Here is a 22,252-nt window from a genome sequence, read left to right on the forward strand (position 1 = left end):
ATGGTGCAAAGGCCTTGTGGAGATGCATCATGAGACGCACGATTGCCTTTGGCTTGCCGATATTCGCGTTGTTAATGGGCGGGACCGCGCTTGCGGCCGCACGAAGCTGGCGTCCGGTAATGCCGGATGTGGTCGTGGATGTGCGGACCGCAGACAATGACCAGAATGCGCCCTCTCTGATGATCATCTATGGAGAGAACGGTAGCGACCCCTTCCTTGAAGGCGTCCTTGGCGCTGAGCGGCGCATTTCGGCCTGCAAAACGGTTGGATCGCTCTGCGTCAGCAAGGCAGCACGCAATGAACTGGGATCGACGAGGGCCCGGCGGCAAAGCCTTCAAATCCGTCTGGCGAATGGCAAGGGAAATCCGGTCGTCGGCGGTGTTGAGTGGGTGGGCGCGGCGCATCCTCAACAGGTCCGAGTTATATGCGATTTGCGGATCAAGGACGCGCGTAAATCATGTTCGCTTTCTGATGTGACTGCATAGCGAACGTCGGCTTCCGACCCGGGTTCAGCCCCTCCCGTCATCCTGAACTCGTTTCAGGAACCATGCCTGCGCCAGCGGCTCCGTCGCCTGTTGCGCGGTGGATGCTGAAACGAGTTCAGCATCACGGTGGGGGCTTTGCCCGACAGTGCCAACATATGGTCGCGCCGGCCTTGAGCCGGGGCTAGGCTTCTTTCGGCCCAAGGCAGCCCGGTCCCGGGTCAAGCCCGGACGACGTGGGGAGGCGTTCGCTATCCCAAACGAAAACCGCCCCGGCTTTCACCGGGGCGGCTTCCTGGTTTTCGACGGTAAGGCGCGTTACTTCGCCTTTTCGGCCTCGGACTTCTTGCCGCCCTTTTTCGCGCGCTTCGGTGCCGCGGGAGTGATGGCGAAGGTCAGGGCGTTGTCCTTCAGCTTTACCTCGACCTCGCCGCCATGGACGAGTTTGCCGAACAGCAGTTCCTCGGCCAGCGGCTGCTTGATCTTTTCCTGGATCAGGCGGCCCATCGGGCGCGCGCCGTAGAGTTTGTCATAGCCGCGCTCGGTGAGCCACGCCTTGGCCTCGTCGTCCAGGCTGATATGGACGTTGCGGTCGGCGAGCTGGAGTTCGAGCTGGAGGATGAACTTCTCCACCACGCGCTCGACCACCTTGGTCGGGAGATAATCGAACGGCACGATCGCATCGAGACGGTTGCGGAATTCGGGGGTGAAGAGCTTCTTCACCGCGTCTTCCTGAACGTCGTCGCGGCTGATGTCGCCAAAGCCGATGCTCTCGCGTGCCATGTCTGACGCGCCCGCGTTCGTCGTCATGATCAGGATGACGTTGCGGAAATCGACCGTCTTGCCGTGGTGGTCGGTCAGGCGGCCATTATCCATCACCTGCAACAGGATGTTGAACAGGTCCGGATGCGCCTTTTCCACCTCGTCGAGCAGCAGCACGCAATGCGGGTTCTGATCGATCGCATCGGTGAGCAGGCCGCCCTGATCATAGCCGACATAGCCCGGAGGCGCGCCGATCAGGCGGCTGACGCTGTGGCGTTCCATATATTCCGACATGTCGAAGCGCTGCAGCGGGATGCCGAGCAGTTCGGCAAGCTGCTTGGTCACTTCGGTCTTGCCGACGCCGGTCGGGCCGCTGAACAGGTAGTTGCCGATCGGCTTTTCCGGATCGCGAAGACCGGCACGGCTCAGCTTGATCGCGCTCGACAGCACTTCGATCGCCTTGTCCTGCCCGAACACGACGCGCTTGAGGTCGGTTTCGATGTTGGCGAGCACGCGGGTGTCGTCGCTCGACACCGTCTTGGCCGGGATGCGTGCCATGGTCGCGATGACCAGCTCGATCTCCTTCGGCGTGATCGTCTTCTTGCGCTTGGACGGCGGCACCAGCATCTGCATCGCCCCGACCTCGTCGATCACGTCGATCGCCTTGTCGGGCAGCTTGCGGTCGTTGATGTAACGCGAGCTCAGCTCCACCGCCGACTTGATCGCGTCGGGGGTGTATTTGACGTTGTGATGATCCTCGAACGCCGAGCGCAGGCCGGCGAGGATCTTGATCGTATCCTCGATCGTCGGCTCGTTCACGTCGATCTTCTGGAACCGGCGCAGCAGGGCGCGGTCCTTTTCGAAGTGATTGCGGAATTCCTTGTAGGTGGTCGAACCGATGCAGCGGATCGAGCCGCCCGACAGCGCCGGCTTGAGCAGGTTGGACGCGTCCATTGCGCCGCCGCTGGTGGCGCCCGCGCCGATCACGGTGTGGATTTCGTCGATGAACAGCACCGCATGGGGCAGCTTTTCAAGCTCGTTGACGACCTGTTTCAGCCGCTCCTCGAAATCGCCGCGATAGCGGGTGCCGGCGAGCAGCGCGCCCATGTCGAGCGAGTAGATCACCGCTTCCTTGAGCACTTCGGGCACGTCGCCCTCGATGATCTTGCGCGCCAGGCCCTCCGCGATCGCGGTCTTGCCGACGCCGGGATCGCCGACATAGAGCGGGTTATTCTTGCTGCGGCGGCACAGGATCTGGACGGTACGATCGACCTCTGGGCCGCGGCCGATCAGCGGATCGATCTTGCCGGTCTTGGCCTTTTCATTGAGGTTGACGGTGAACTGCTTGAGCGCGCTCTCGCCCTTCTTGCCGTCGCTCTTCTGGGTCTTGTCTTCCTCTGCACCCTTGGGCGGGGCGGATTCGACCGGGGTCGAGCCCTTGCCGACGCCGTGGCTGATATAGCTGACCGCATCGAGACGGCTCATATCCTGCTGCTGCAGGAAGTAGACGGCGTAGCTCTCGCGCTCGCTGAACAGCGCGACGAGGACGTTGGCGCCGGTCACTTCGTCGCGGCCCGAAGACTGGACGTGCAGGATCGCGCGCTGGACGACGCGCTGGAAGCCGCTGGTCGGCGAGGGGTCGGTGGCCTGGTCGACGCGCAGCGCCTGAAGCTCGGTATCCAGATAATGCGCGACCGTGGTTTTCAGCTCGCCCAGGTCCACGCCGCACGCGCCCATCACCTTGGAGGCATGTTCGTCGTCCACCAACGCCAGCAGCAGATGCTCAAGCGTCGCATATTCGTGGCGACGCGAGCTGGCTGCTTCGAGCGCGCGATGGAGGGTCGATTCGAGTGCTGAGGCGAAACTAGGCATTCAGGTCAACTCCAGTCGGGCCAAAGGGATACGCGGCCCGTGCATTCCCTATGTCGGGAGCGTTGCACCGTGCATCAAGCGCCACACCTGTCCCCAAGACTCTTATAGCGTGACGCCCGGGGTTCGGTGCTCCACTCATCGCTTGAATAAGGCATCCGCGCTTGCGCGATGGTTAACGGCGCGTTCAATGATTCTACGACAGCGCACGATTTCGTTTTCAAGCAGCGCGATCCGCGCCTCCAGCTCCGCCACCGAAAAGGGATCGAGATCCTGGCGCGCGAGCTGAGCGGCGGGGTCGTCGGTTCGGCGGGGAAGATCGTCCGAGTCCATGCAGGCCAAGGTCGGACGCGGGTGCGGCCGTGTCAAGCGGGTGGTCGCTGCCATTTTGCGCAACTGCGGCCTTGACGTCATTGGATACGGCCCCGATTCAGGCGCAGTTCTTGGGGGATATGCATGACCAGCCTGCCCGACCGGATGATGGCGATCGACCCTGACCAGCCGGGTGGTCCTGAGGTGCTGGTCCCGGTCGAGCGACCGGTGCCGGTGCCGCGTGCGGATGAGGTGCTGATCCGCGTCGCCGCCGCCGGGGTCAATCGGCCCGATGTGCTCCAGCGCATGGGCGGTTATCCGCCACCGCCGGGCGTGACGAGCATCCTGGGACTGGAGGTCGCGGGTGAGGTGGTCGCGGTCGGCGCGGACCTGCCGCCCGAGATGATCGGGCAGCCGATGTGCGCGCTGGTCGCGGGCGGTGGCTATGCCGAATATGCGGTCGCGCCGCTCGGCCAGTGCCTGTCGGTGCCCGATGGGCTGTCGATGGTCGAGGCGGCGGCGATCCCCGAGACGTTGTTCACCGTGTGGACCAATTTGTTCGAGCGCGGCTATGCCAGCGAGGGCGATGTCGCACTGGTCCATGGCGGCACCAGCGGGATCGGCACGATGGCGATCAGCCTGTGCAATCTGTTCGGGGTGACGGTGATCGTGACGGCGGGCAGCGACGAGAAGGTCGCCGCCTGTCTGGCGCATGGTGCTACCCATGCGATCAACTACAAGACCGAGGATTTCGTGGCGCGGGTCAAGGATCTGACCGAGGGGCGCGGGGCCAATGTCGTGCTCGACATGGTCGGCGGCGAGTATGTCGCGCGCAACATGAAGTGCATGGCCGATGACGGGCGGCATGTGTCGATCGCGGTGCAGGGCGGGGCGATGGCGACGGTGCCGGTGTTCGAGATCATGCGCCGCCGCTTGACGCTGACCGGATCGACGCTGCGTGCGCGGGATACGGCGTTCAAGACGTTGGTTGCCGATGAGCTGTCGCGTGCGGTGTGGCCTTATGTCGCCGACGGGCAGCTGCGCCCGGTGATCGACCGCACCTATCCGCTGGCACAGGCGGCAGAGGCGCATCGCCGGATGGAAAGTGGCGCGCATATGGGGAAGATCGTCCTGACCATTGGGGACTGACGCAGCGGGGGGAAAGATGCGCGATTTCGTGGGGGTGGTGCTGGTCTTTGCGTTGTTGGGGATCCTGTTGTTTTCCGACCGCGGCTGGGTGTTGAGCGATCAGCGGCGGATGGTCGCGCATGTCGCCGATATTCCAAAGGACGTGCCGGGCCTGAGCCAGCTGCCCGGATGGGTGTTTCATGGCGGGGTCCATGTCCCGGTCGAACATGGCAAGGTCGCCCAGCTGATGCTGAGCGCGACCGCCGGGCAGACGCAGTTCGCCCCGACCTATCAGGACAGCCAGATCTGGCCGGCGCTGGGGCATGGCGTGCGCGAATGGACGTTCCTGGGGATGCCCTTTGCCTATTTCACCGAGCTGGGGCCAGTGCTGTACACCGAGACGCCGCGCGAAACGGTGATGGCGCCGCTGAGCGAGACCGGCAAGGCGCTGCTGCGCAAGGAACTGGGCCGCGACCCGGCCGAGGGGTTCGTCTATCCGTTCTGGCGGCATCTGTGGGGCTGGCTGTTCGTCGCCGGTGTCGCCTTGTGGGGCTGGCTCTATTGGCGCGGCGTGCTGCGGCGCCGGGCGGAGGAAGGCTGGCTCTGATCTGTCCGGATTCGCTGGCGGGGGGCGTGCCCAACCCCTAGACTGAGCGGCGAATCGGGGGAAATCAACGTGTTCGCCTTTCTGTCAGCGCCGGAGAATATCGTCTTCGTTTCGGCGCTTGTCCTGATGCTGCTGCTCGGAATCGTGCAGGCGGTGGGGCTGGCCGGGGACGCCGATTTCGACGCGCCGGACTGGCTCGACTGGCTGGGATTCGGGCGGGTGCCGCTGCTGGTCGTCATCGTGCTGTTGCTGGCGAGCTTTGGGCTGATCGGGCTGATCGGGCAGCAGTTGGCGCGCGACATCTTCGGCATTCTCGTTCCCGGCTGGATCGCGGTGCCGGGCGCCGGGGCGCTGGCGCTGCCCGCGACCGCGCTGTCGGCGCGGCTGATCGCGCCGATCCTGCCGCAGGATCACACGACCGCGATCGATATCGAGACGCTGGTGGGCAGCGGCGCGACCATCCTTACCGGGCGCGCGACCACCGGATCGCCGGCGCGCGCGCGGGTCGAGGACTGGCACGGCCAGGCGCATTATCTGATGGTTGAGCCCGACAATGCGGGACAGGTTTTCGAGGAAGGCGAGCGCGTGCTGCTGGTGCGGCGCGAGGGCGATGTCTTTCGTGCGATCGCGGTTGGCGATCATCATCTGCCAAGACTGGGGATTTAGGACATGCAGGAAGTGGCCACGACGGGGGGATCGATCCTGCCCTATCTGATCTATGCGGGCGGCGGGCTGCTGACGCTGCTGGTGATAGGGCTGGTCATCGCGCGGATGTACAAGCGCGCGTCGAAGGAGGTCGGCTTTGTCCGCACCGGCTTTGGCGGTGAAAAGGTCGTCATCAATGGCGGCGCGCTGGTGCTGCCGGTGTTCCATGAGACGATGCCGGTCAACATGAACACCGTGCGGCTCGCGGTCGAGCGCAAGAATGCCGATGCGCTGATCACGCTCGACCGGTTGCGGATCGATGTGAAGGCCGAATTCTATGTCCGCGTGAAGCCCGATGCCCAGTCGATCGCGACCGCCGCACAGACGCTCGGCATGCGCACGATGAACCCCGATGCGCTGAAAGAGCTGGTCGAGGGCAAGTTCGTCGATGCGCTGCGCTCGGTCGCGGCGGGGATGACGATGAACCAACTGCACGAGCAGCGCGCCGAGTTCGTGCAGAAGGTGCAGCAGGTCTCGTCCGCCGATCTGGCTATGAACGGGCTGGAGCTGGAGAGCGTGTCGCTGACCGGGCTGGATCAGACGAGCATCGAGCATTTCAACGCCAATAACGCGTTCGATGCCGAGGGTCTGACCAAGCTGACCGAGCAGATCGAGCTGCGCAAAAAGGCGCGCAACGACATCGAGCAGGATACGCGCGTCCAGATCGAGACCAAGAATCTGGAGGCCGAGCGCCAGTCCTTCCTGATCGGGCGCGACACCGAATTCGCGCGGCTGGAGCAGGAGCGCGAGATCGAGCTGAAGCGTGCGGCGCAGGCGTCGGAAGTGGCGCAGGAACAGGCGCTGCGCACGCGCGAGGCGGATCAGGCGCGGATCGAGGCGAAGCGCGAGATCGACAATTCGCAGATCCAGGCCGACCGCACGGTCAAGGAAGCGCAGATCGCCCAGCAACAGGCGCTGGAACTGGCGCGGCAGGAACAGCAGATCGCGGTGCAGAACAAGAGCCGCGAAGAAAGCCAGTCGCGCGCCGAGGCCGACAAAGCACGTGCGGCTGCCGTGGTGGCCGAGGAGCAGGTCACGACCGCACGCGAGGCGGAGATTGCCGAGCGTACCAAGCGGATCGAACTGATCGATGCGGCGCGTGAGGCTGAACGTGCGGCGATCGGCGTCAAGGTCGAAGCCGAGGCCGAGAAACAGGCGGCGGCGGATCGCGCCGAGTCCGTGCGGCTGGTCGCGGAGGGTGAGGCCGAAGCGGCCAAGCTGCGTGCCGAGGCGGACCGGGTGCGGTTCGAGGTCGAGGCGGCCGGCCAGCGCGCGATCAACGAGGCGGCGAACCTGTTGTCGTCGGACCAGATTTCGCTCCAGACCAAGCTTGCGCTGCTCAAGGTACTGCCTGAGGTGATCCGCGAGGCAGCCAAGCCGATGGAGGCGATCGACAGCATTAAGATCGTCCAGGTCGACGGGCTGACCAGCGGCGGCAATGGCGCCGCCGGTGCCGCGAGTGGCGGGAGCGGAGACGGCAATTTGGCCGATTCCGCGGTCGCCGCCGCGTTGCGCTATCGTGCGCAGGCGCCGATGCTCGACGGGTTGATGAAGGAACTGGGCTTTGACGGCGGCTCGCTCGACGGGCTGGTGAAGGGCGCGGCGGCGGCGGGGAATGTCTCGCTTGGCGCGGCGCCGAAGCCGGCGGGGACCGAGAATGCCGCTGATCCTGCATGAATATGCCCCGTCAGGGAATTGCTACAAGATCCGCCTGACCGCCGCGCTGACCGGCAAGGCGATCGAGCGGCGCGGCTATGACATCCTGGCGGGGGAGACGCGGACGCCCGCGTTCCTCGCCAGCGTCAACGCCAATGGACGGATTCCGGTGTTGCAGGATGGCGACCGGTTCCTGCCCGAGAGCAATGCGGCGACGTTTTATCTAGGCGACGGCACCGCGCTGGTCCCGGCCGACGCGTTCGACCGGTCGGACATGCTGCGGTGGATGTTCTGGGAGCAGTATAATCACGAACCGAACATCGCGACGGTGCGGTTCTGGATGGGTTGGGTCGGGGAGGGCAATCTCGACGAGCTGCAGCGCGCGTTGCTGCCGGGCAAGCGCGCGGCGGGCGTTGCGGCGCTCACGCTGATGGACGAGCATCTAAGCGATCGGGAGTGGTTCGTGGGCGACGCGCCGAGCCTCGCGGACATCTGCCTCTATGCCTATAGCCATGTCGCCGAGGAGGGCGGGTTCGCGCTCGCGCCGTTCCCGGCGGTGCGCGCGTGGATCGCGCGGGTCGAGGCGCTGGACGGCTATATCCCGATTACTGCGTGACATTTCGGTGACGCGCGCACCATGCGAGCTGTAACATTCCAGCGCCATAGGCGAGCCGGGCAAGGGCATTGCACGGGGCGCATCTATGGCCACGATCACTCGACTTCCGTTCGACACCAATGTCGCGGACTTCGCCGACTTTACCGCCGCCGATCCGACGATTCCGGAAAAGGCCGTGACCGAGCGGCGGCAGTATCGCACGATCTGGATCAGCGACATCCATCTCGGCACGCGCGGCTGCAACGCCGCGATGCTGATCGACTTTCTGGACCATGTCGACAGCGACACGATCTATCTGGTCGGCGACATTATCGACGGGTGGCAGCTTAAGAAGAAATTCTACTGGCCCGCGGCGCATAACGACATCGTCTGGCGCCTGCTCAAGCGCGCCAAGCGCGGGGCGCGGGTGATCTATATTCCCGGCAACCATGACGAGATTTTCCGCCAGTTCAGCGGGCTGTCGTTCGGCGGGGTCGAGATCAAGCGGCAGGCGATCCACCAGACCGCCGATGGCCGCCGCCTGCTGGTGCTGCATGGCGACGAGTTCGATGCGATCACGCTGAGCCACCGCTGGCTCGCGCATGTCGGGGACGCGGCCTACACCGCCGTGATGGCGCTCAACCGCTGGTGCAACAAATACCGCAGCTGGCGCGGTCTGCCGTACTGGTCGCTGAGCAAGCACGCCAAGCAGAAGGTCAAGAACGCGGTCGAATTCATCTGTGGCTTCGAGGAAATCGTCGCCAAGGAGGCGGGTGCGCGCGGCGTCGACGGCGTGATCGCGGGGCATATCCACACCGCCGAGATGCGCACGATCGACGGCATCGAATATTATAATGACGGCGACTGGGTGGAGGGTTGCACCGCTCTGGTCGAACACTACGATGGTCGGATGGAAATTCTCCATTGGGCCGATGAGATCGCTAAGCGTGACCTCGACCCGGAGCGGGTCGAGGAGCGCGTAGCGGCTTGAGCGACGACGAGATGCGGATCGCAATCGTAACCGACGCCTGGGAGCCTCAGGTGAACGGTGTCGTGCGTACGCTGCAATCGGTGCGGCGGGTGCTCGAGGGGCAGGGGCACAAGGTCACGGTGATCTCGCCCGACCTGTTTTATTCGGTGCCGTGCCCGACCTATCCGGAGATCCGGCTGGCAATGGTGCGCAGCCGGACGATCGGGGATCTGCTCGACGAATTCTCGCCGCACGCGGTGCATCTGGCGACCGAAGGGCCGGTATGCGTCGCGGCGCGGCGCTGGTGCCTGCGGCATGATTTCCCGTTCACCACCGCCTACCACACCCAGTTCCCCGATTATGTCGAGGCGCGGTCGGGCGTGCCGGCCGAGTGGGTGTGGCGCTATATCCGCTGGTTCCATGCGCCCGCCCAGTCGATCCTCGCCTCGACTGCGTCGATCCGGCAGGCGCTGGTCGATCACGGGCTGCCACAGGTGCGGCATTGGGGGCGGGGCGTGGACCTGGCCAATTTCCATCCCGGCGTTGCGCGGCATCCGGCGATGGCGGAGCTGCCGGGACCGGTACAGCTCTATGTCGGGCGGGTCGCGGTCGAGAAGAACCTCGAGGCGTTCCTGGCTTCAGAGCACCCGGGGACCAAAGTTGTCGTCGGCGATGGCCCTGCGCGCGCGGCGCTGACGGCGAAATACCCCGATGCGAAGTTCATGGGGCCAATGTTCGGCGAGGAACTGGCGCAAGCCTATCGCGCGGCGGACGTGTTCGTCTTCCCGAGCAAGACCGACACGTTCGGGTTGGTGATGATCGAGGCGCTGGCGTGCGGGACGCCGGTCGCGGCCTATCCGGTGACCGGGCCGGTCGACATCCTGACGCCAGAGACCGGCGCGATGGCCGACGATCTGGATGTCGCGATTACTGACGCGTTGACGCGCGATCGCGCCGACTGTGCCGCCTACGGGCGCAGCTTCACCTGGGAGGCGAGCGCGGCGCAGTTTCTGGCGGCGCTGGTGCCGATTATCGAGGAAGCGCGCGCGGCATAGCTTCTTATCCTCCCCCGCAAGGGGGAGGTGTCGCCATAGGCGACGGAGGGGGAGGGCGGCTGCGTCCTTGGGCCTCTCGCGCATCGCTTCTTCCCCCTCCGTCATCGCTTCGCGATGCCACCTCCCCCTGGCGGGGGAGGATTAAGGCCGTTCGCACCTCAACCCGCATTGACCTGATATAAAGATATCTTTATATCTATATACCTATGAACACAGCCCTCGAATCCTTCCGCGCGCTCGCGGACCAGACGCGGTTGCGCATTTTGGCGCTGCTGCGGCTGATGGAGCTGTCGGTGGGCGAACTGGCGCAGGTGCTGGGGCAGAGCCAGCCGCGGGTGAGCCGCCATGTGAAAATCCTGTGCGATGCGGGCCTGGCGGAGCGGCGGAAGGAAGGTAGCTGGGTGTTCGTCGCGCTGGGCGATCCCAAGCGCACCGGCCCGATTCTCGCCGCGCTCGATGCCTGGCGCAGCGAGGGTGAGGATCATTGGGCGATCGCCGACAGCGCGCGGCTGGCGGCGGTGCGTGCCGATCGCGCCACGGCGGCGGCGGACTGGTTCGAGGCGCATGCCGGTGAGTGGGACGCGATCCGATCGCTACACGTTGCCGAGGAGCAGGTCGAGGCGGCGATGGCCGCAGCGCTGGCCACCCCGGGGATCGCGCGGTTGATCGATATCGGCACCGGCACCGGGCGAATGCTCGAGCTGTTCGCGCCGCATGCCGACAGCGCGCTGGGCATCGACCGCTCGTCGGAAATGCTGCGGCTCGCGCGCGCTAAATTGTCGGAGCAGGGCATCGGAAATGCCGAGTTGCGTCAGGCGGACCTGTACGCGCTGCCGATGAGCGATGGCGAGGCGGATGCCGCGATCCTGCACCATGTCCTCCACTTCGCGCAGCAGCCGGGGGCCGCGATCGGCGAGGCAGCGCGCGTACTCGCGCCTGCGGGTCGCCTGCTGATCGTCGATTTCGCGCCGCATGATCGTGAGGAATTGCGGACGCGTGAGGGGCATGTGCGCCTCGGCTTTTCGGACGAGCAGATGCTCGGTTGGTTCAGCAAGGCGGGGCTGGCGCCGGTCCAGACCCAGACGCTGGAAGGCGGCGCGCTGACCGTGAAATTATGGCTGGGCCGCAAGGCGGGGCAGCCGGGTGAACAACTGCCAGTGAATGAGGTGAAGGCAGCATGAGTATCGATCGGGATCCGTCCTCTCCGCCGCTGTTCGCGGACGTTGCAGGCGACATCGACGTCAGCTTCGAATTCTTTCCGCCCAAGACCGAGGCGATGGAAAAGACGCTGTGGGAGTCGGTCGGGACGCTGAGCCCGTTCGACCCGCGCTTCGTGTCGGTGACCTATGGCGCCGGCGGGACGACGCGCGAGCGGACGCACAACACCGTCGCCCGCATTGCGCGCGAGACGCCGATCGCGGTCGCCGCGCACCTGACCTGCGTCGACGCGACCAAGGCCGAGATCGACGCGGTGGCCGAGGAATATTGGGCGGCGGGCGTGCGCCACATCGTCGCGCTGCGCGGCGATCCGCCGCGCGCTGGCGAGAAATATGCGACGCATCCCGGCGGATACGAGAATGCTGCCGATCTGGTCGGGGGGCTGCGCAAGCTGCACCCGTTCGAGATTTCGGTTGCCGCCTATCCCGAAAGCCATCCGGATTCGCCCGATGCGGCGCATGACCTCGACAACCTCAAGCGCAAGATCGACGCGGGTGCGAACCGCGCGATTACGCAGTTCTTTTTCGAGGCCGATACCTTTCTGCGCTTCCGCGATGCGGCGGCGACGGCGGGGATCGATGCGGAGATCGTGCCGGGGATCATGCCGGTGATGAGCTTTGCCGCGGTCCAGAAGATGTCGGCGATGTGCGGCACCGATGTGCCGGCCTGGATGGCGCGGCTGTTCGACGGGCTGGACGACCATCCCGCCGCGCGCCAGCTGGTCGCCGCGACGCTGGCCGCCGAATTGTGCCGCAACCTCTATGCGGGCGGCGTGCGGCAGTTCCACTTCTATACGCTCAACCGGGCTGAGCTGAGCTACGCGATCTGTCACCTGCTGGGCGTGCGCCCGCGTGGCGCGGCGGCGAGTGTGGCGGCGTAACCGGCTGTCGTCACCCCGGCCTTGTGCCGGGGTCCACCGCGTCACCTTGCGCGCGTGGAGAGGTTTGAATGACAACGGCGAGTTTCGCGCTCGCCGAACAGTGGACCCCGGCACAAGGCCGGGGTGACGAGGATTTGAGATGACACCACGCGAGAAACTGCTGGCTGAAGCCGCCAAGCGCATCCTGATCACCGACGGGGCGTTCGGGACCGAGATCCAGAACTGGAAGCTGTCCGAGGCGGATTATGCCGGTGACCTCAATCTGGGGCACGACCAGAAGGGCAATAACGACATCCTCGCGCTGACCAAGCCCGAGGTGCCGGCGAGCATCCACCGCGCCTATTTCGAGGCGGGGGCGGATATTGCCGAGACCAACACCTTCTCCGCCAACCGGATCAGCCAGGCCGATTATGGCGCCGAGCATCTGGTGCGCGCGATCAATGTCGAAAGCGCGAAGATGGCGCGTCAGATCGCCGACGAGTTCGAGGCCAAGGACGGCCGTCCGCGCTTCGTCGCCGGCGCGCTCGGCCCGACCAACAAGACGCTGTCGCTGTCGCCCGACGTCAATGATCCGGGCTATCGCGAGATCGATTTCGATACGCTGAAGGACGTGTATCGCGAACAGATCGATGCGCTGGTCGAGGGCGGGGTGGACTTCATCCTGATCGAGACGGTGTTCGATACGCTGAATGCCAAGGCGGGCGTGATGGCGTGCATCGAGGCGGCGAACGATCTTGGCCGCGACCTGCCGATCATGATGTCGATGACGCTGACCGACCTGTCGGGCCGCAACCTGTCGGGTCATACGGTCGAGGCGTTCTGGGCGGCGATCCGCCACGCCAAGCCGGTGACGATCGGGCTGAATTGTTCGTTCGGCGCCGAGCAGCTGCGGCCGCACGTCAAGACGCTGTCGGCGCTGTGCGACACGCTGATCATGGTCTATCCCAATGCCGGCCTGCCCAACGAACTGGGCGCCTATGACGAGGCACCGCACACGACGGCGGGGCTGGTCAAGGAATGGGCCGATCAGGCGCAGGTCAATGTGCTCGGCGGTTGCTGCGGATCGACTCCGGCGCATATCAAGGCGATTGCCGATGCGGTGAAGGACCTGCCCCCGCGCGCGATCCCGACGCCGCCGGTGCAGACCCGGCTGGCGGGGCTGGAGCCGTTTGTGATGGCGGCGTAATTCCCCTCCCGCTTGCGGGAGGGGCTAGGGGAGGTCCTGTCCTCCTCTGCGCCGCCCGAGACTGACACGCCCTCCCCCGACCCCTCCCGCAAGCGGGAGGGGGGAAGAAGAAGAACCAATGACCGCGACTGCCTCCTCCTCCACCGCCTTCGTCAATATCGGCGAGCGCACCAACGTCACCGGCTCTGCCAAGTTCAAGAAGCTGGTCATGGCCGGGGACTATCCCGCTGCGGTCGAGGTCGCGCGGCAGCAGGTCGAGAATGGCGCGCAGGTGATCGACGTCAACATGGACGAGGGGTTGCTCGACGCGCACGAGGCGATGACGACGTTCCTCAAGCTGATCGCTGCCGAGCCCGACATTGCGCGCGTGCCGGTGATGATCGACAGCTCCAAATGGGACGTGATCGAGGCGGGGCTGAAATGCGTTTCGGGCAAGCCGATCGTCAATTCGATCAGCATGAAGGAGGGCGTCCCCCAGTTCCTCGAGCATGCGCGCAAGTGCATGGCCTATGGCGCTGCCGTGGTCGTGATGGCGTTCGACGAGGTCGGGCAGGCCGATACCCAGGCGCGCAAGGTCGAGATTTGCGAGCGGGCGTACAAGGAGCTGATGGGCATCGGCTTCCCGCCCGAGGACATCATCTTCGACGCCAATGTGTTCGCGGTCGCGACCGGGATCGAGGAGCATAACAATTACGGCGTCGACTTCATCGAGGCGCTGAAGGAGATCAAGGCGCGCTGCCCGCATGTCCATTTCTCGGGCGGTCTGTCGAACCTGTCGTTCAGCTTCCGCGGGAACGAGCCGGTGCGTCGCGCGATGCACAGCGTGTTCCTGTATCACGCGATCCCCGCCGGCCTCGACATGGCGATCGTCAATGCCGGGCAGCTCGACATTTACGACCAGATCGAGCCCGAGTTGCGCACCGCGTGCGAGGATGTGATCCTCAACCGCGATCCCGAGGCGGGCGATCGGCTGGTCGCGCTGGCTGAGAAGTTTCGCGGCACCGATGTGGTGGCAGAGAAACAGGCAGCGGAATGGCGCGGCTGGGTGGTCGAAAAGCGGCTCGAGCATGCGCTGGTCAAGGGCATCGACCAATATGTCGTCGAGGATACCGAGGAATGCCGCCTGAAGGCCGCGCGGCCGATCGAGGTGATCGAAGGCCCGCTGATGGACGGGATGAACGTCGTCGGTGACCTGTTTGGCAGCGGCAAGATGTTCCTGCCGCAGGTGGTGAAGAGCGCGCGCGTGATGAAGAAGGCGGTCGCGCACCTCCTCCCCTATATCGAGGCGGCGAAGGAGCCCGGCGCGAAGGGCAAGGGCAAGGTCATCATGGCGACCGTCAAGGGCGACGTGCATGACATCGGCAAGAACATCGTCGGCGTGGTGCTGCAGTGTAACGGCTTTGAGGTGGTCGATCTGGGCGTGATGGTGCCGTGGTCGACGATCCTTGCCGCCGCGAATGAGAATGACGCCGACATGATCGGCCTGTCGGGCCTGATTACCCCCTCGCTCGACGAGATGGTGACGGTGGCCGAGGAAATGAAGCGCTCCGGCATGACCATGCCGCTGCTGATCGGCGGGGCGACGACGTCGAAGGTGCATACCGCGCTGCGGATCGCGCCTGCCTATGACGGCCCGGTGGTGCATGTGCTCGACGCCAGCCGCGCGGTTGGTGTTGCGACGACGCTTGTCTCCGAGACGATCCGCGACGATTATGTCGCCAAGATCGCCGACGAATATGAGGCGGTGCGCGTCGCGCGCGCGAACAAGGGACAGAGCGAGCTCGTCCCGATCGAAGCTGCGCGCGACAATGCGTTCGATGCGGACATGAGCCTCAAGCCGGGCAAGCCACGGATGCCGGGTGTGCATGCGTTCCCCGACTGGGACCTCAAGGACCTGCGCCAATACATCGATTGGACGCCCTTCTTCCGCGCGTGGGAGCTGGCGGGTAATTATCCGGCGATCCTGGAGGACAAGGTGGTCGGCGAGAGCGCGACCAGCCTGTTCGCCGATGCGCAGAAGATGCTCGACAAGATCATCGACGAGAAATGGCTCACCGCGCGCGGCGTGGCCGGGCTGTGGCCGTGCCGCCGTCAGGGCGATGACATCATCGTCCATGTCGAGGACGAGAAGCACGTCACGCTGCCGATGCTGCGCCAGCAGATCCAGAAGCGCGAGGGGCGGGCCAATATGTGCCTTGCCGATTTCATCGACCGGCAGGGCGACTGGATCGGTGGGTTCGCGGTGTCGATCCACGGCATCGAGCCGCATCTGGCGCGGTTCAAGGCGGCGATCGACGATTATTCGGACATCCTGTTGAAGGCGCTCGCCGATCGTCTGGCCGAGGCGTTTGCCGAGCGGCTGCACCATTTCGTGCGCACGGCGCTGTGGGGCTATGCCGAGGGCGAGCAGCTGACCAATGAGGCGATGATCAAGGAGCAGTATCGCGGCATCCGCCCGGCGCCGGGCTATCCCGCCTGTCCCGAGCATAGCCTCAAGCCGATCCTGTTCGAGATGCTCGACGCGCACAAGAATACCGGCGTATCGCTGACCGAGAGCTTTGCGATGCTGCCGACCGCGGCGGTCAGCGGTTTTTACTTCGGGCATCCGCAGGCGGAGTATTTCGGCGTGGCGCGGGTTGGGCGCGACCAGTTGGAGGATTATGCGACGCGGCGCGGGGTCAGCGTCGAGCTGGCGGAACGCTATCTGCGGCCCAATCTGGACTGAGAAACCGACGCCAAACGTCAGTTTTCTCACGGGCGATTCTGGCTAGGCTAGGGGGATGAAGGCAAGTCTCCCGCTTTTCGTTGCACTCGCCCTGTGCGGTGGTGCGCTTCCCGCCCAGGCTGCGCAGCGATGGCCCTATGGTGATGCTGCGACGTCGGCGTTCGGACGCGGCGACTTTGCGGGTGCGTTGACGGCGTTGAAAGCTGAACTCGCCAAGTGCGAGGCGAGCCGCCCCGATGCCGACCAGTGCCTCGACCTGCTGCTCGCCCTAACCAACATCGCGGTTCAGGCGGGCGCAGCGGCAGAGGGGGAGCCCTATGCCCGGCGCGCGCTGGCGCTGGCCGAGAAGAGCTTGCCCGCCGGGCATCCCGGGATCGCCGCGAGCCTCAACAATCTGGCGAGTAATCTGGACGCGCTTGGCCGCTCGCCCGAGGCAGAGCCGGTGTATCGCGAGGCGCTGGCGATGCGGGAACGGGCGTTGCCGGCCGGGCATCTCGACATTGCGACGAGCCTGAACAATCTGGCCGGAAATCTCGATCGGCAGGGGCGCTATACCGATGCTGAGCCCCTGTACCGCAAGGCCTTGGCCATCCGCGAACAGGCATTGCCGGCCGCGCATGCGGACATCGCCGCCAGCTATAACAATATCGCGTTCAATTTGAACAATCAGGGGCGTTATGCCGAAGCGGAGCAGCTGTACCGTAAGGCGCTGGCGATCCACGAGCAGGTGATGCCGGCGGGGCATGCGGCGATTGCCACCAATTTGAGCAACCTTGCCGCTGCGCTCGACAATCAGGGGCGGTTTGCGGAAGGCGAGCCGATCCACCGCCGCGCGCTGGCGATGGTCGAACAGGGGTTGCCCGCCGGGCATCCGCGTCTGGCTGATTCGTATAGCAACCTGGCGTTCAACCTGAACGGACAGGCGCGGTATCGCGAGGCGGAAACCTGGTTCCGCAAGGCGCTGGCAACGCTTGAGGCCGCGTTGCCCACCGGGCATCCGGCGGTCGGTCAGGCCTATAACAACCTTGCGTCCAATCTGGACGATCAGAACCGTCCGGCCGAGGCCGAGCCGCTGTATCGCCGCGCGCTGGCTATTCGCGAGGCGGTGCTGCCAGCGGGGCATCCCGAGATCGCCGCCAGCTATGCCAATGTCGCCTACAACATGACCCTGCAGGGCAAGTATGGCGAGGCCGAGCCGTTTTTGCGCAAGGCGCTGGCGATGCGCGAGGCGGTGCTGCCGCCCGGACACCCGGAGATCGCGGCGGGCTATAACAACCTGGCCTATAATCTGAGCGTTCAGGGCAAGCTGACGCAGGCTGAGCCGCTGTATCGCAAGGCGGTTCAACTGAACGAGCGGGCGTTGCCGGCCGCACACCCGCGCATTGCGAGAAGCTACAACAATCTAGCCGCGAATCTGGCGGCGCAGGGGCGCGCGGCGGACGCCGAGGCGCTGTACCGGCGGGCGATGGCGATCCGGTCGGGCTATGTGCGGTCGCATCCCGACCGCATCGGCGGCTATTGGGCGCTGGCGACGCATTTGCAGGGGCGTGGCGCGGGAACGCCGGAGGTGCGCGCGCTCTACAGGGCCGCCGCGGGCGGGGCGCAGGAGCGGATCGGCGGCTTTGCCGGGTTCGACGCTGCGGCGCAGGAGGAGTTGCGCGCCTATCGCCCGATTTTCATCGGGCAGGTGCGCGCGGCGTGGGACCTTGGCGGGGCCAACTGAAACCGGGCCTACCCGATCAGCAGGTGGATCGCGATGCAGGTGGCGAGGCCGACGATCACGTTCATCGGGATGCCGATCTTGACGAAGTCCGAGAAGCGATAGTCGGCTGCGGCATAGACCATAGTGTTGGTCTGATAGCCGATCGGCGTGGCGAAGCTGGCCGAAGCTGCGAACATGACCGCGACGATCAGCGCGACCGGATCGTTGCCCGTCGCCTGGGCCAGCCCGATCGCGACCGGGGTCATGATCACCGCGACCGCATTGTTCGTCACCGCCTCGGTCAGCACCGAGGTCAGGAAATAGAGGACGAGGATCAGCATCAGCGGCGACAGGGTGCTGAGCCAGGGTGAGGCGGTCTCGACGATCAGCCCGACGGTGCCGATCCGGTCGAGCGCTGCGCCGATCCCGAGCATCGCGAGGATCAGCACGAGCACGCTGCCGTCGATCGAATTCCACGCCTCTTCCGGGTCGATGCAGCCGGTAAGCAGCACGATGCCGACGCCGAGGATAGCCAGCGTCAGGATCGGCGCGACGCCCAGCGCGGCGAGCAGCACGACGCCGGCGAGCGTCAGCACCGCGATCGGCGCGCGGCGGCGGCGATAGGCGCGCACGGCGCTGGTATCGCCGACGATCAGGTTGGGATTGTCGCGCAAGGCCGCCGCGCCATTCGAATCGGCCGCGACGAGCAGGCTGTCGGCGGCGCGCAGCCGCACGCTGCCAAGGAACGGGCCGGGCAGATGGCGCGCGCGGCCGATGCCGAGGATGCGCGCTGGCAGGTTTGAGAGAAAGGGAATTTCGCGCAGCTGGCGGCCAAGCGTGGGATGCGAGGGGGCGATGGTGACGCCGATCAGCCGGACATCTTCGGCGCGCACATCCTCTGACAGGCGGATCGGCTGGCCGACATTCTGAAGGCCGATGCGCACGTCGCTGCGCCGCGCCAGCCCGTCCAGTTCGTCCGCTGAGGCGGAAACGACCAGTCGATCTTCGCCCGATATCACAAGGTCGGGCGCCGGATCGCGCAGCAAGTCGTTGCCGCGCCGAACCCCGATGAGCCGCACCGCGTCGCGCTTCAGAAAGCCAAGCTCCGAGACCATCGGCGGACGGTCGGCAAGCTCGCCGATCAGCTGCAGGTCGGTGAGATAGGTGAGGTGGTGCTGGTCGGCGCTGTCGTCGTCGTCGCGGGCGGGCAGCAGGCGCGGGCCGAGGATGAGCAGGGTCGCGACGCCCGCGGCCATGGTGCACAGCCCGACCAGGGTGATGTCGAAAATGCCGAAGCCTGGCTGGCCATTGGCGCGCGCGACGCCGTCGACCAGCAAATTGGTCGAGGTGCCGACCAGCGTCAGCGTGCCGCCCAGGATGCTGAGATAGGACAGCGGGATCAGCAGGCGGGTGGCGGGGATCTGCACCGCCTTGGCCAGCCGCTTGACGATCGGGATCAGTACGATCACCACCGGCGTGTTGTTGACAAAGGCGGGCGCGGTCGCGGCGCCGACGAACATTTCGGCGACGGTGCGGCGCGGCGCATCGGCGGCGCGGCGGACGAGTATGCTCGCCACCGCCTCGATCGCGCCGGTGCGGACCAGCGCGCTCGACAGGACGAAAAAGGCGGCGATGGTGATCGGCGCGGGATTGGCAAAGGACGCGCCGACCATGTCGGGGGTCAGCCAGCCAAAGGCGATCGCCGCGGCGGTCCCGAACACCGCGATCGTCACCGGGGGAAAGCGTTCGGTCGCAAAGGCGATGAACAGCGCAACGATGAAGGCAAGGCCCAGCAGTGGCTGGTGCGGCGCGAGCGCTGCGCCGATCGCGTCGATCATTGCGCCCGGACCGCTTGGTCGAGACGCCGGGGGCAGGGAGACGCGCGATCGGCGGCAAAAAGGGAGGTCATCCCCGCTACCTAGCGGTGCCCCGCACGCGACGCCAGCCTGACCCCGGGGTCAGGCCGCGGGAAAGCTGCTGCGCGTGCGGTTGGCGAAGGCGACCAGGCTGAGCATCACCGGCACTTCGACCAGCACGCCGACCACGGTGGCGAGCGCCGCGCCGCTCGACAGGCCGAACAGGCCGATCGCGACCGCCACCGCCAGCTCGAAGAAGTTCGACGTGCCGATCAGCGCGCACGGTGCGGCGATGTTATGGGGGACGCGCCATGCCTTGGCTGCGGCATAGGCGATGGCGAAGATCGCATAGGACTGGATCAGGATCGGCACCGCGATCAGCGCAATCAGCAGCGGGTTGGCGACGATCGTGGTCGCCTGAAACGCGAACAGCAGCACGACGGTGGCGAGCAGGCCGATGATCGACCACGGCTTGAGCCGCGCGGTGAACGCATCGACCGCAGCCGCATCGCCGCCATGGGTCGCGATGACGCGGCGGCGGGTGAGCGCCCCGGCGACCAGCGGGATCACGACGTAGAGTGCGACCGAGAGCAGCAAGGTCTCCCACGGCACCACGATATCGGTGACGCCGAGCAGCAAGGCGACGATCGGGGCGAAGGCGACGATCATGACGAGATCGTTCACCGACACCTGTACCAGCGTATAGGCGGGGTCGCCCTTGGTCATCTGTGCCCACACGAACACCATCGCGGTGCAGGGGGCAGCACCCAGCAGGATCAGGCCCGCGATATACTGCTGGCCCAGGTCGCGCGGGATCAAGTCGGCATAGATCCAGTCGAAGAACAGGATCGCGAGCGCGGCCATGGTGAAGGGCTTGATCAGCCAGTTGACGACCAGCGTGATCACCAGTCCCTTGGGCTTGCGGCCCACGTCGCGGATGCTGGCGAAGTCGACGCCGACCATCATCGGATAGATCATCGCCCAGACCAGCACCGCGACGACCAGATTGACCGAGGCGAATTCGAGGCCCGCGAGCGCGGTGGTGAGGCCCGGTGCGGTGAGGCCGAGGGCGAGGCCGGCGAGAATCGCGAGCGCCACCCAGAGCGAGAGCCAGCGCTCGAACAGGCCAAGCGGGGAGGTTTGGGGCTGCATGATGATCCTGTCAGGCGATGCGAGTGCCGGTGGTGTCCACGACCTGCTCGCCATCTTCCTTGGCGAAAGCGCCGCGCTGGGCGGCGGGGAGCAGGTCGAGCACCGCTTCGGACGGGCGGCACAATGCGACGCCGAGCGGGGAGACGACGATCGGGCGGTTAATCAGTACCGGATGCGCGACCATCGCATCGAGCAGCGCTTCGTCGGACAGGCTGGGGTCGCCGAGGCCGAGATCGGCATAGGGCGTGCCATTCTCCCGCAGCCAGTCGCGCGGGGCTGCGTGCGCGCGGGCGAGCAGTTCGACCAGCAGCGCGCGGCTGGGCGGGGTCTTGAGATATTCGATCACATGCGGCTCGATCCCGGCATTGCGGATCATCGCCAGCGCGTTGCGCGACGTGCCGCAATCGGGATTGTGGTAGATGACGATGTCGACCGGCTCTGCCATGGCGGGTCCCCTTAGCAGCAGGCGGGCTTGGGAGCGGCGGCGGGCGGCGCGAGTTGCGGCGCGCAGCAGGCGTCGGGACGGGCCGTGTCCGACAGCGCCGAGAGGGCGGGGGAGTCGCCGTAAACCGTCGCCTCACCCGCGGTAAGGAAGGCTTCCCACACCACGCCGTCGGGGTCTGCGATCCAGCTCTTTTCGCTCTTGGCGTAGCAGCAGGTCGTCGCCCCTTCCTCAAGCACCGGACGGTCGGCGGCGCGCAGGCGACCATAGACCTCGACCAGTTCGTCGCCATCCTCAACCTGGATGCCGAGATGCTCGATGCCCTTGGCGGCATGGTCCCCGGCGGAGATCGCGAAATTGACGCGGGGGTCTTCGAGCATCCATTTGGCATAGTCTGGCTTGGTCACGCTGGGCGCGGCGCCGAACAGCGTGGAATAGAAAGAGATCGAGCGGTCGAGGTCGGTCACGCCGACATGCACATGCATGCGCTTCATGCGGTCTTCCTTTCGGGCTGTTCCACCGGGGCCGCGCAACCCGCGCCGCCGCAGCAATTTTCCATGAGATAGCCGAGCAGTGCGTTCATCGCGGCATAGTCGGCGGCGTAGATCAGCGAGCGCCCCTGCCGCGTCTGGCTGACCAGCCCGGCGCGGTTGAGGTGCGCGAGGTGGAAGGACAGCGAAGAGGCCGGGACGCCGAGTTTTTCGGCAATCGCGCCTGCGGGCAGGCCCTCCGGCCCAGCCTGAACCAGCAAGCGGAACAGCGCGAGGCGATGTTCCTGCGCCAGTGCAGAAAGCGCGGTGACGGCGGTGCTGTCGTCATCTATTTCCATGATTGTGGAAATATCGAATCGAGACGATCGGGGCAATGCTTATTTCGACTTTTGTGGAATGATCAAAGGCCGTGCAGGGCGGGCCTGACTCGCGCCGCAAAATCGGTTAGTATCGCGCAAA

Annotated in this window: 20 protein-coding genes; 13 read left to right on the plus strand and 7 right to left on the minus strand. The window is 65.7% G+C overall.

Annotated elements, in window-relative coordinates:
* Window positions 1-29 precede the first annotated feature (29 nt).
* Window positions 30-485, plus strand: coding sequence for a hypothetical protein (locus tag K9B35_RS08585; RefSeq protein WP_224921413.1), 456 nt, complete (start codon window positions 30-32; stop codon window positions 483-485).
* Window positions 486-800: 315 nt separating this feature from the next.
* Here K9B35_RS08585 and clpA read toward each other — a convergent pair whose 3' ends face one another.
* Together clpA and K9B35_RS08595 are read right to left on the minus strand one after the other, a co-directional pair.
* Window positions 801-3,116, minus strand: coding sequence for an ATP-dependent Clp protease ATP-binding subunit ClpA (gene clpA / locus K9B35_RS08590; protein WP_224921414.1), 2,316 nt, complete (start codon window positions 3,114-3,116; stop codon window positions 801-803).
* Window positions 3,117-3,251: 135 nt separating this feature from the next.
* Window positions 3,252-3,446: a DUF1192 domain-containing protein gene (locus tag K9B35_RS08595; RefSeq protein WP_224921415.1), complete on the minus strand. Its 195-nt coding sequence runs from the start codon at window positions 3,444-3,446 to the stop codon at window positions 3,252-3,254.
* A gap of 123 nt (window positions 3,447-3,569) precedes the next feature.
* Between K9B35_RS08595 and K9B35_RS08600 the strand changes: the two genes are divergently transcribed.
* The 12 genes from K9B35_RS08600 (at window position 3,570) to K9B35_RS08655 (ending at window position 17,873) form a co-directional block, all read left to right on the plus strand.
* On the plus strand, window positions 3,570-4,574 hold the full coding sequence (locus tag K9B35_RS08600; RefSeq protein ID WP_224921416.1) for an NAD(P)H-quinone oxidoreductase: 1,005 nt from the start codon (window positions 3,570-3,572) through the stop codon (window positions 4,572-4,574).
* A 16-nt stretch (window positions 4,575-4,590) separates the two neighbouring features.
* Window positions 4,591-5,160 carry a hypothetical protein gene (locus K9B35_RS08605; protein ID WP_224921417.1) on the plus strand — a complete coding sequence of 190 codons (570 nt, stop codon included), beginning with the start codon at window positions 4,591-4,593 and terminating at the stop codon, window positions 5,158-5,160.
* A 69-nt stretch (window positions 5,161-5,229) separates the two neighbouring features.
* Window positions 5,230-5,826, plus strand: coding sequence for a YqiJ family protein (locus tag K9B35_RS08610; protein WP_224921418.1), 597 nt, complete (start codon window positions 5,230-5,232; stop codon window positions 5,824-5,826).
* 3 nt (window positions 5,827-5,829) lie between these two features.
* Window positions 5,830-7,542: a flotillin family protein gene (locus tag K9B35_RS08615; protein ID WP_224921419.1), complete on the plus strand. Its 1,713-nt coding sequence runs from the start codon at window positions 5,830-5,832 to the stop codon at window positions 7,540-7,542.
* Window positions 7,523-8,137, plus strand: coding sequence for a glutathione S-transferase family protein (locus K9B35_RS08620; protein ID WP_224921420.1), 615 nt, complete (start codon window positions 7,523-7,525; stop codon window positions 8,135-8,137). The genes K9B35_RS08615 and K9B35_RS08620 overlap by 20 nt, the downstream gene beginning before the upstream one ends.
* Before the next feature lie 85 nt (window positions 8,138-8,222).
* A complete protein-coding gene (locus tag K9B35_RS08625; protein WP_224921421.1) occupies window positions 8,223-9,107 on the plus strand; it encodes a UDP-2,3-diacylglucosamine diphosphatase in 885 nt (294 codons plus the stop codon).
* Window positions 9,108-9,118: 11 nt separating this feature from the next.
* Window positions 9,119-10,141, plus strand: a complete 1,023-nt coding sequence (locus tag K9B35_RS08630) for a glycosyltransferase family 4 protein (RefSeq protein WP_224921696.1) — start codon at window positions 9,119-9,121, stop codon at window positions 10,139-10,141.
* Between the two features lie 206 nt (window positions 10,142-10,347).
* Entirely contained in the window at window positions 10,348-11,322 is a 975-nt protein-coding gene (locus tag K9B35_RS08635; RefSeq protein ID WP_224921422.1) for an ArsR/SmtB family transcription factor, read from the plus strand.
* Window positions 11,319-12,239 carry a methylenetetrahydrofolate reductase gene (gene metF, locus K9B35_RS08640; protein ID WP_224921423.1) on the plus strand — a complete coding sequence of 307 codons (921 nt, stop codon included), beginning with the start codon at window positions 11,319-11,321 and terminating at the stop codon, window positions 12,237-12,239. The genes K9B35_RS08635 and metF overlap by 4 nt, the downstream gene beginning before the upstream one ends.
* A 139-nt stretch (window positions 12,240-12,378) precedes the next feature.
* Window positions 12,379-13,425 carry a homocysteine S-methyltransferase family protein gene (locus tag K9B35_RS08645; protein WP_224921424.1) on the plus strand — a complete coding sequence of 349 codons (1,047 nt, stop codon included), beginning with the start codon at window positions 12,379-12,381 and terminating at the stop codon, window positions 13,423-13,425.
* Between the two features lie 118 nt (window positions 13,426-13,543).
* On the plus strand, window positions 13,544-16,150 hold the full coding sequence (gene metH, locus K9B35_RS08650) for a methionine synthase (protein ID WP_224921425.1): 2,607 nt from the start codon (window positions 13,544-13,546) through the stop codon (window positions 16,148-16,150).
* A gap of 55 nt (window positions 16,151-16,205) precedes the next feature.
* On the plus strand, window positions 16,206-17,873 hold the full coding sequence (locus K9B35_RS08655) for a tetratricopeptide repeat protein (protein ID WP_224921426.1): 1,668 nt from the start codon (window positions 16,206-16,208) through the stop codon (window positions 17,871-17,873).
* Window positions 17,874-17,881: 8 nt separating this feature from the next.
* Here the strand turns inward: K9B35_RS08655 and K9B35_RS08660 are convergent, their stop codons facing one another.
* The 5 genes from K9B35_RS08660 to K9B35_RS08680 all read right to left on the minus strand — a co-directional run bounded on the left by K9B35_RS08660 (window position 17,882) and on the right by K9B35_RS08680 (window position 22,131).
* Entirely contained in the window at window positions 17,882-19,690 is a 1,809-nt protein-coding gene (locus K9B35_RS08660) for an SLC13 family permease (protein WP_224921427.1), read from the minus strand.
* A gap of 120 nt (window positions 19,691-19,810) precedes the next feature.
* Complete coding sequence (arsB, locus tag K9B35_RS08665) at window positions 19,811-20,860, minus strand: ACR3 family arsenite efflux transporter (protein WP_224921428.1); 1,050 nt, start codon at window positions 20,858-20,860, stop codon at window positions 19,811-19,813.
* Between the two features lie 10 nt (window positions 20,861-20,870).
* On the minus strand, window positions 20,871-21,305 hold the full coding sequence (arsC, locus tag K9B35_RS08670) for an arsenate reductase (glutaredoxin) (protein WP_224921429.1): 435 nt from the start codon (window positions 21,303-21,305) through the stop codon (window positions 20,871-20,873).
* Window positions 21,306-21,316: 11 nt separating this feature from the next.
* On the minus strand, window positions 21,317-21,796 hold the full coding sequence (locus K9B35_RS08675; protein WP_224921430.1) for an ArsI/CadI family heavy metal resistance metalloenzyme: 480 nt from the start codon (window positions 21,794-21,796) through the stop codon (window positions 21,317-21,319).
* The gene (locus K9B35_RS08680) at window positions 21,793-22,131 is read right to left on the minus strand and encodes an ArsR/SmtB family transcription factor (protein ID WP_224921431.1); all 339 of its coding nucleotides are present in this window, start codon (window positions 22,129-22,131) and stop codon (window positions 21,793-21,795) included. The genes K9B35_RS08675 and K9B35_RS08680 overlap by 4 nt, the downstream gene beginning before the upstream one ends.
* Window positions 22,132-22,252: the final 121 nt, after the last annotated feature.

The organism is Sphingomonas sp. R647, from assembly GCF_020177055.1.
Lineage (GTDB): Bacteria > Pseudomonadota > Alphaproteobacteria > Sphingomonadales > Sphingomonadaceae > Sphingomonas.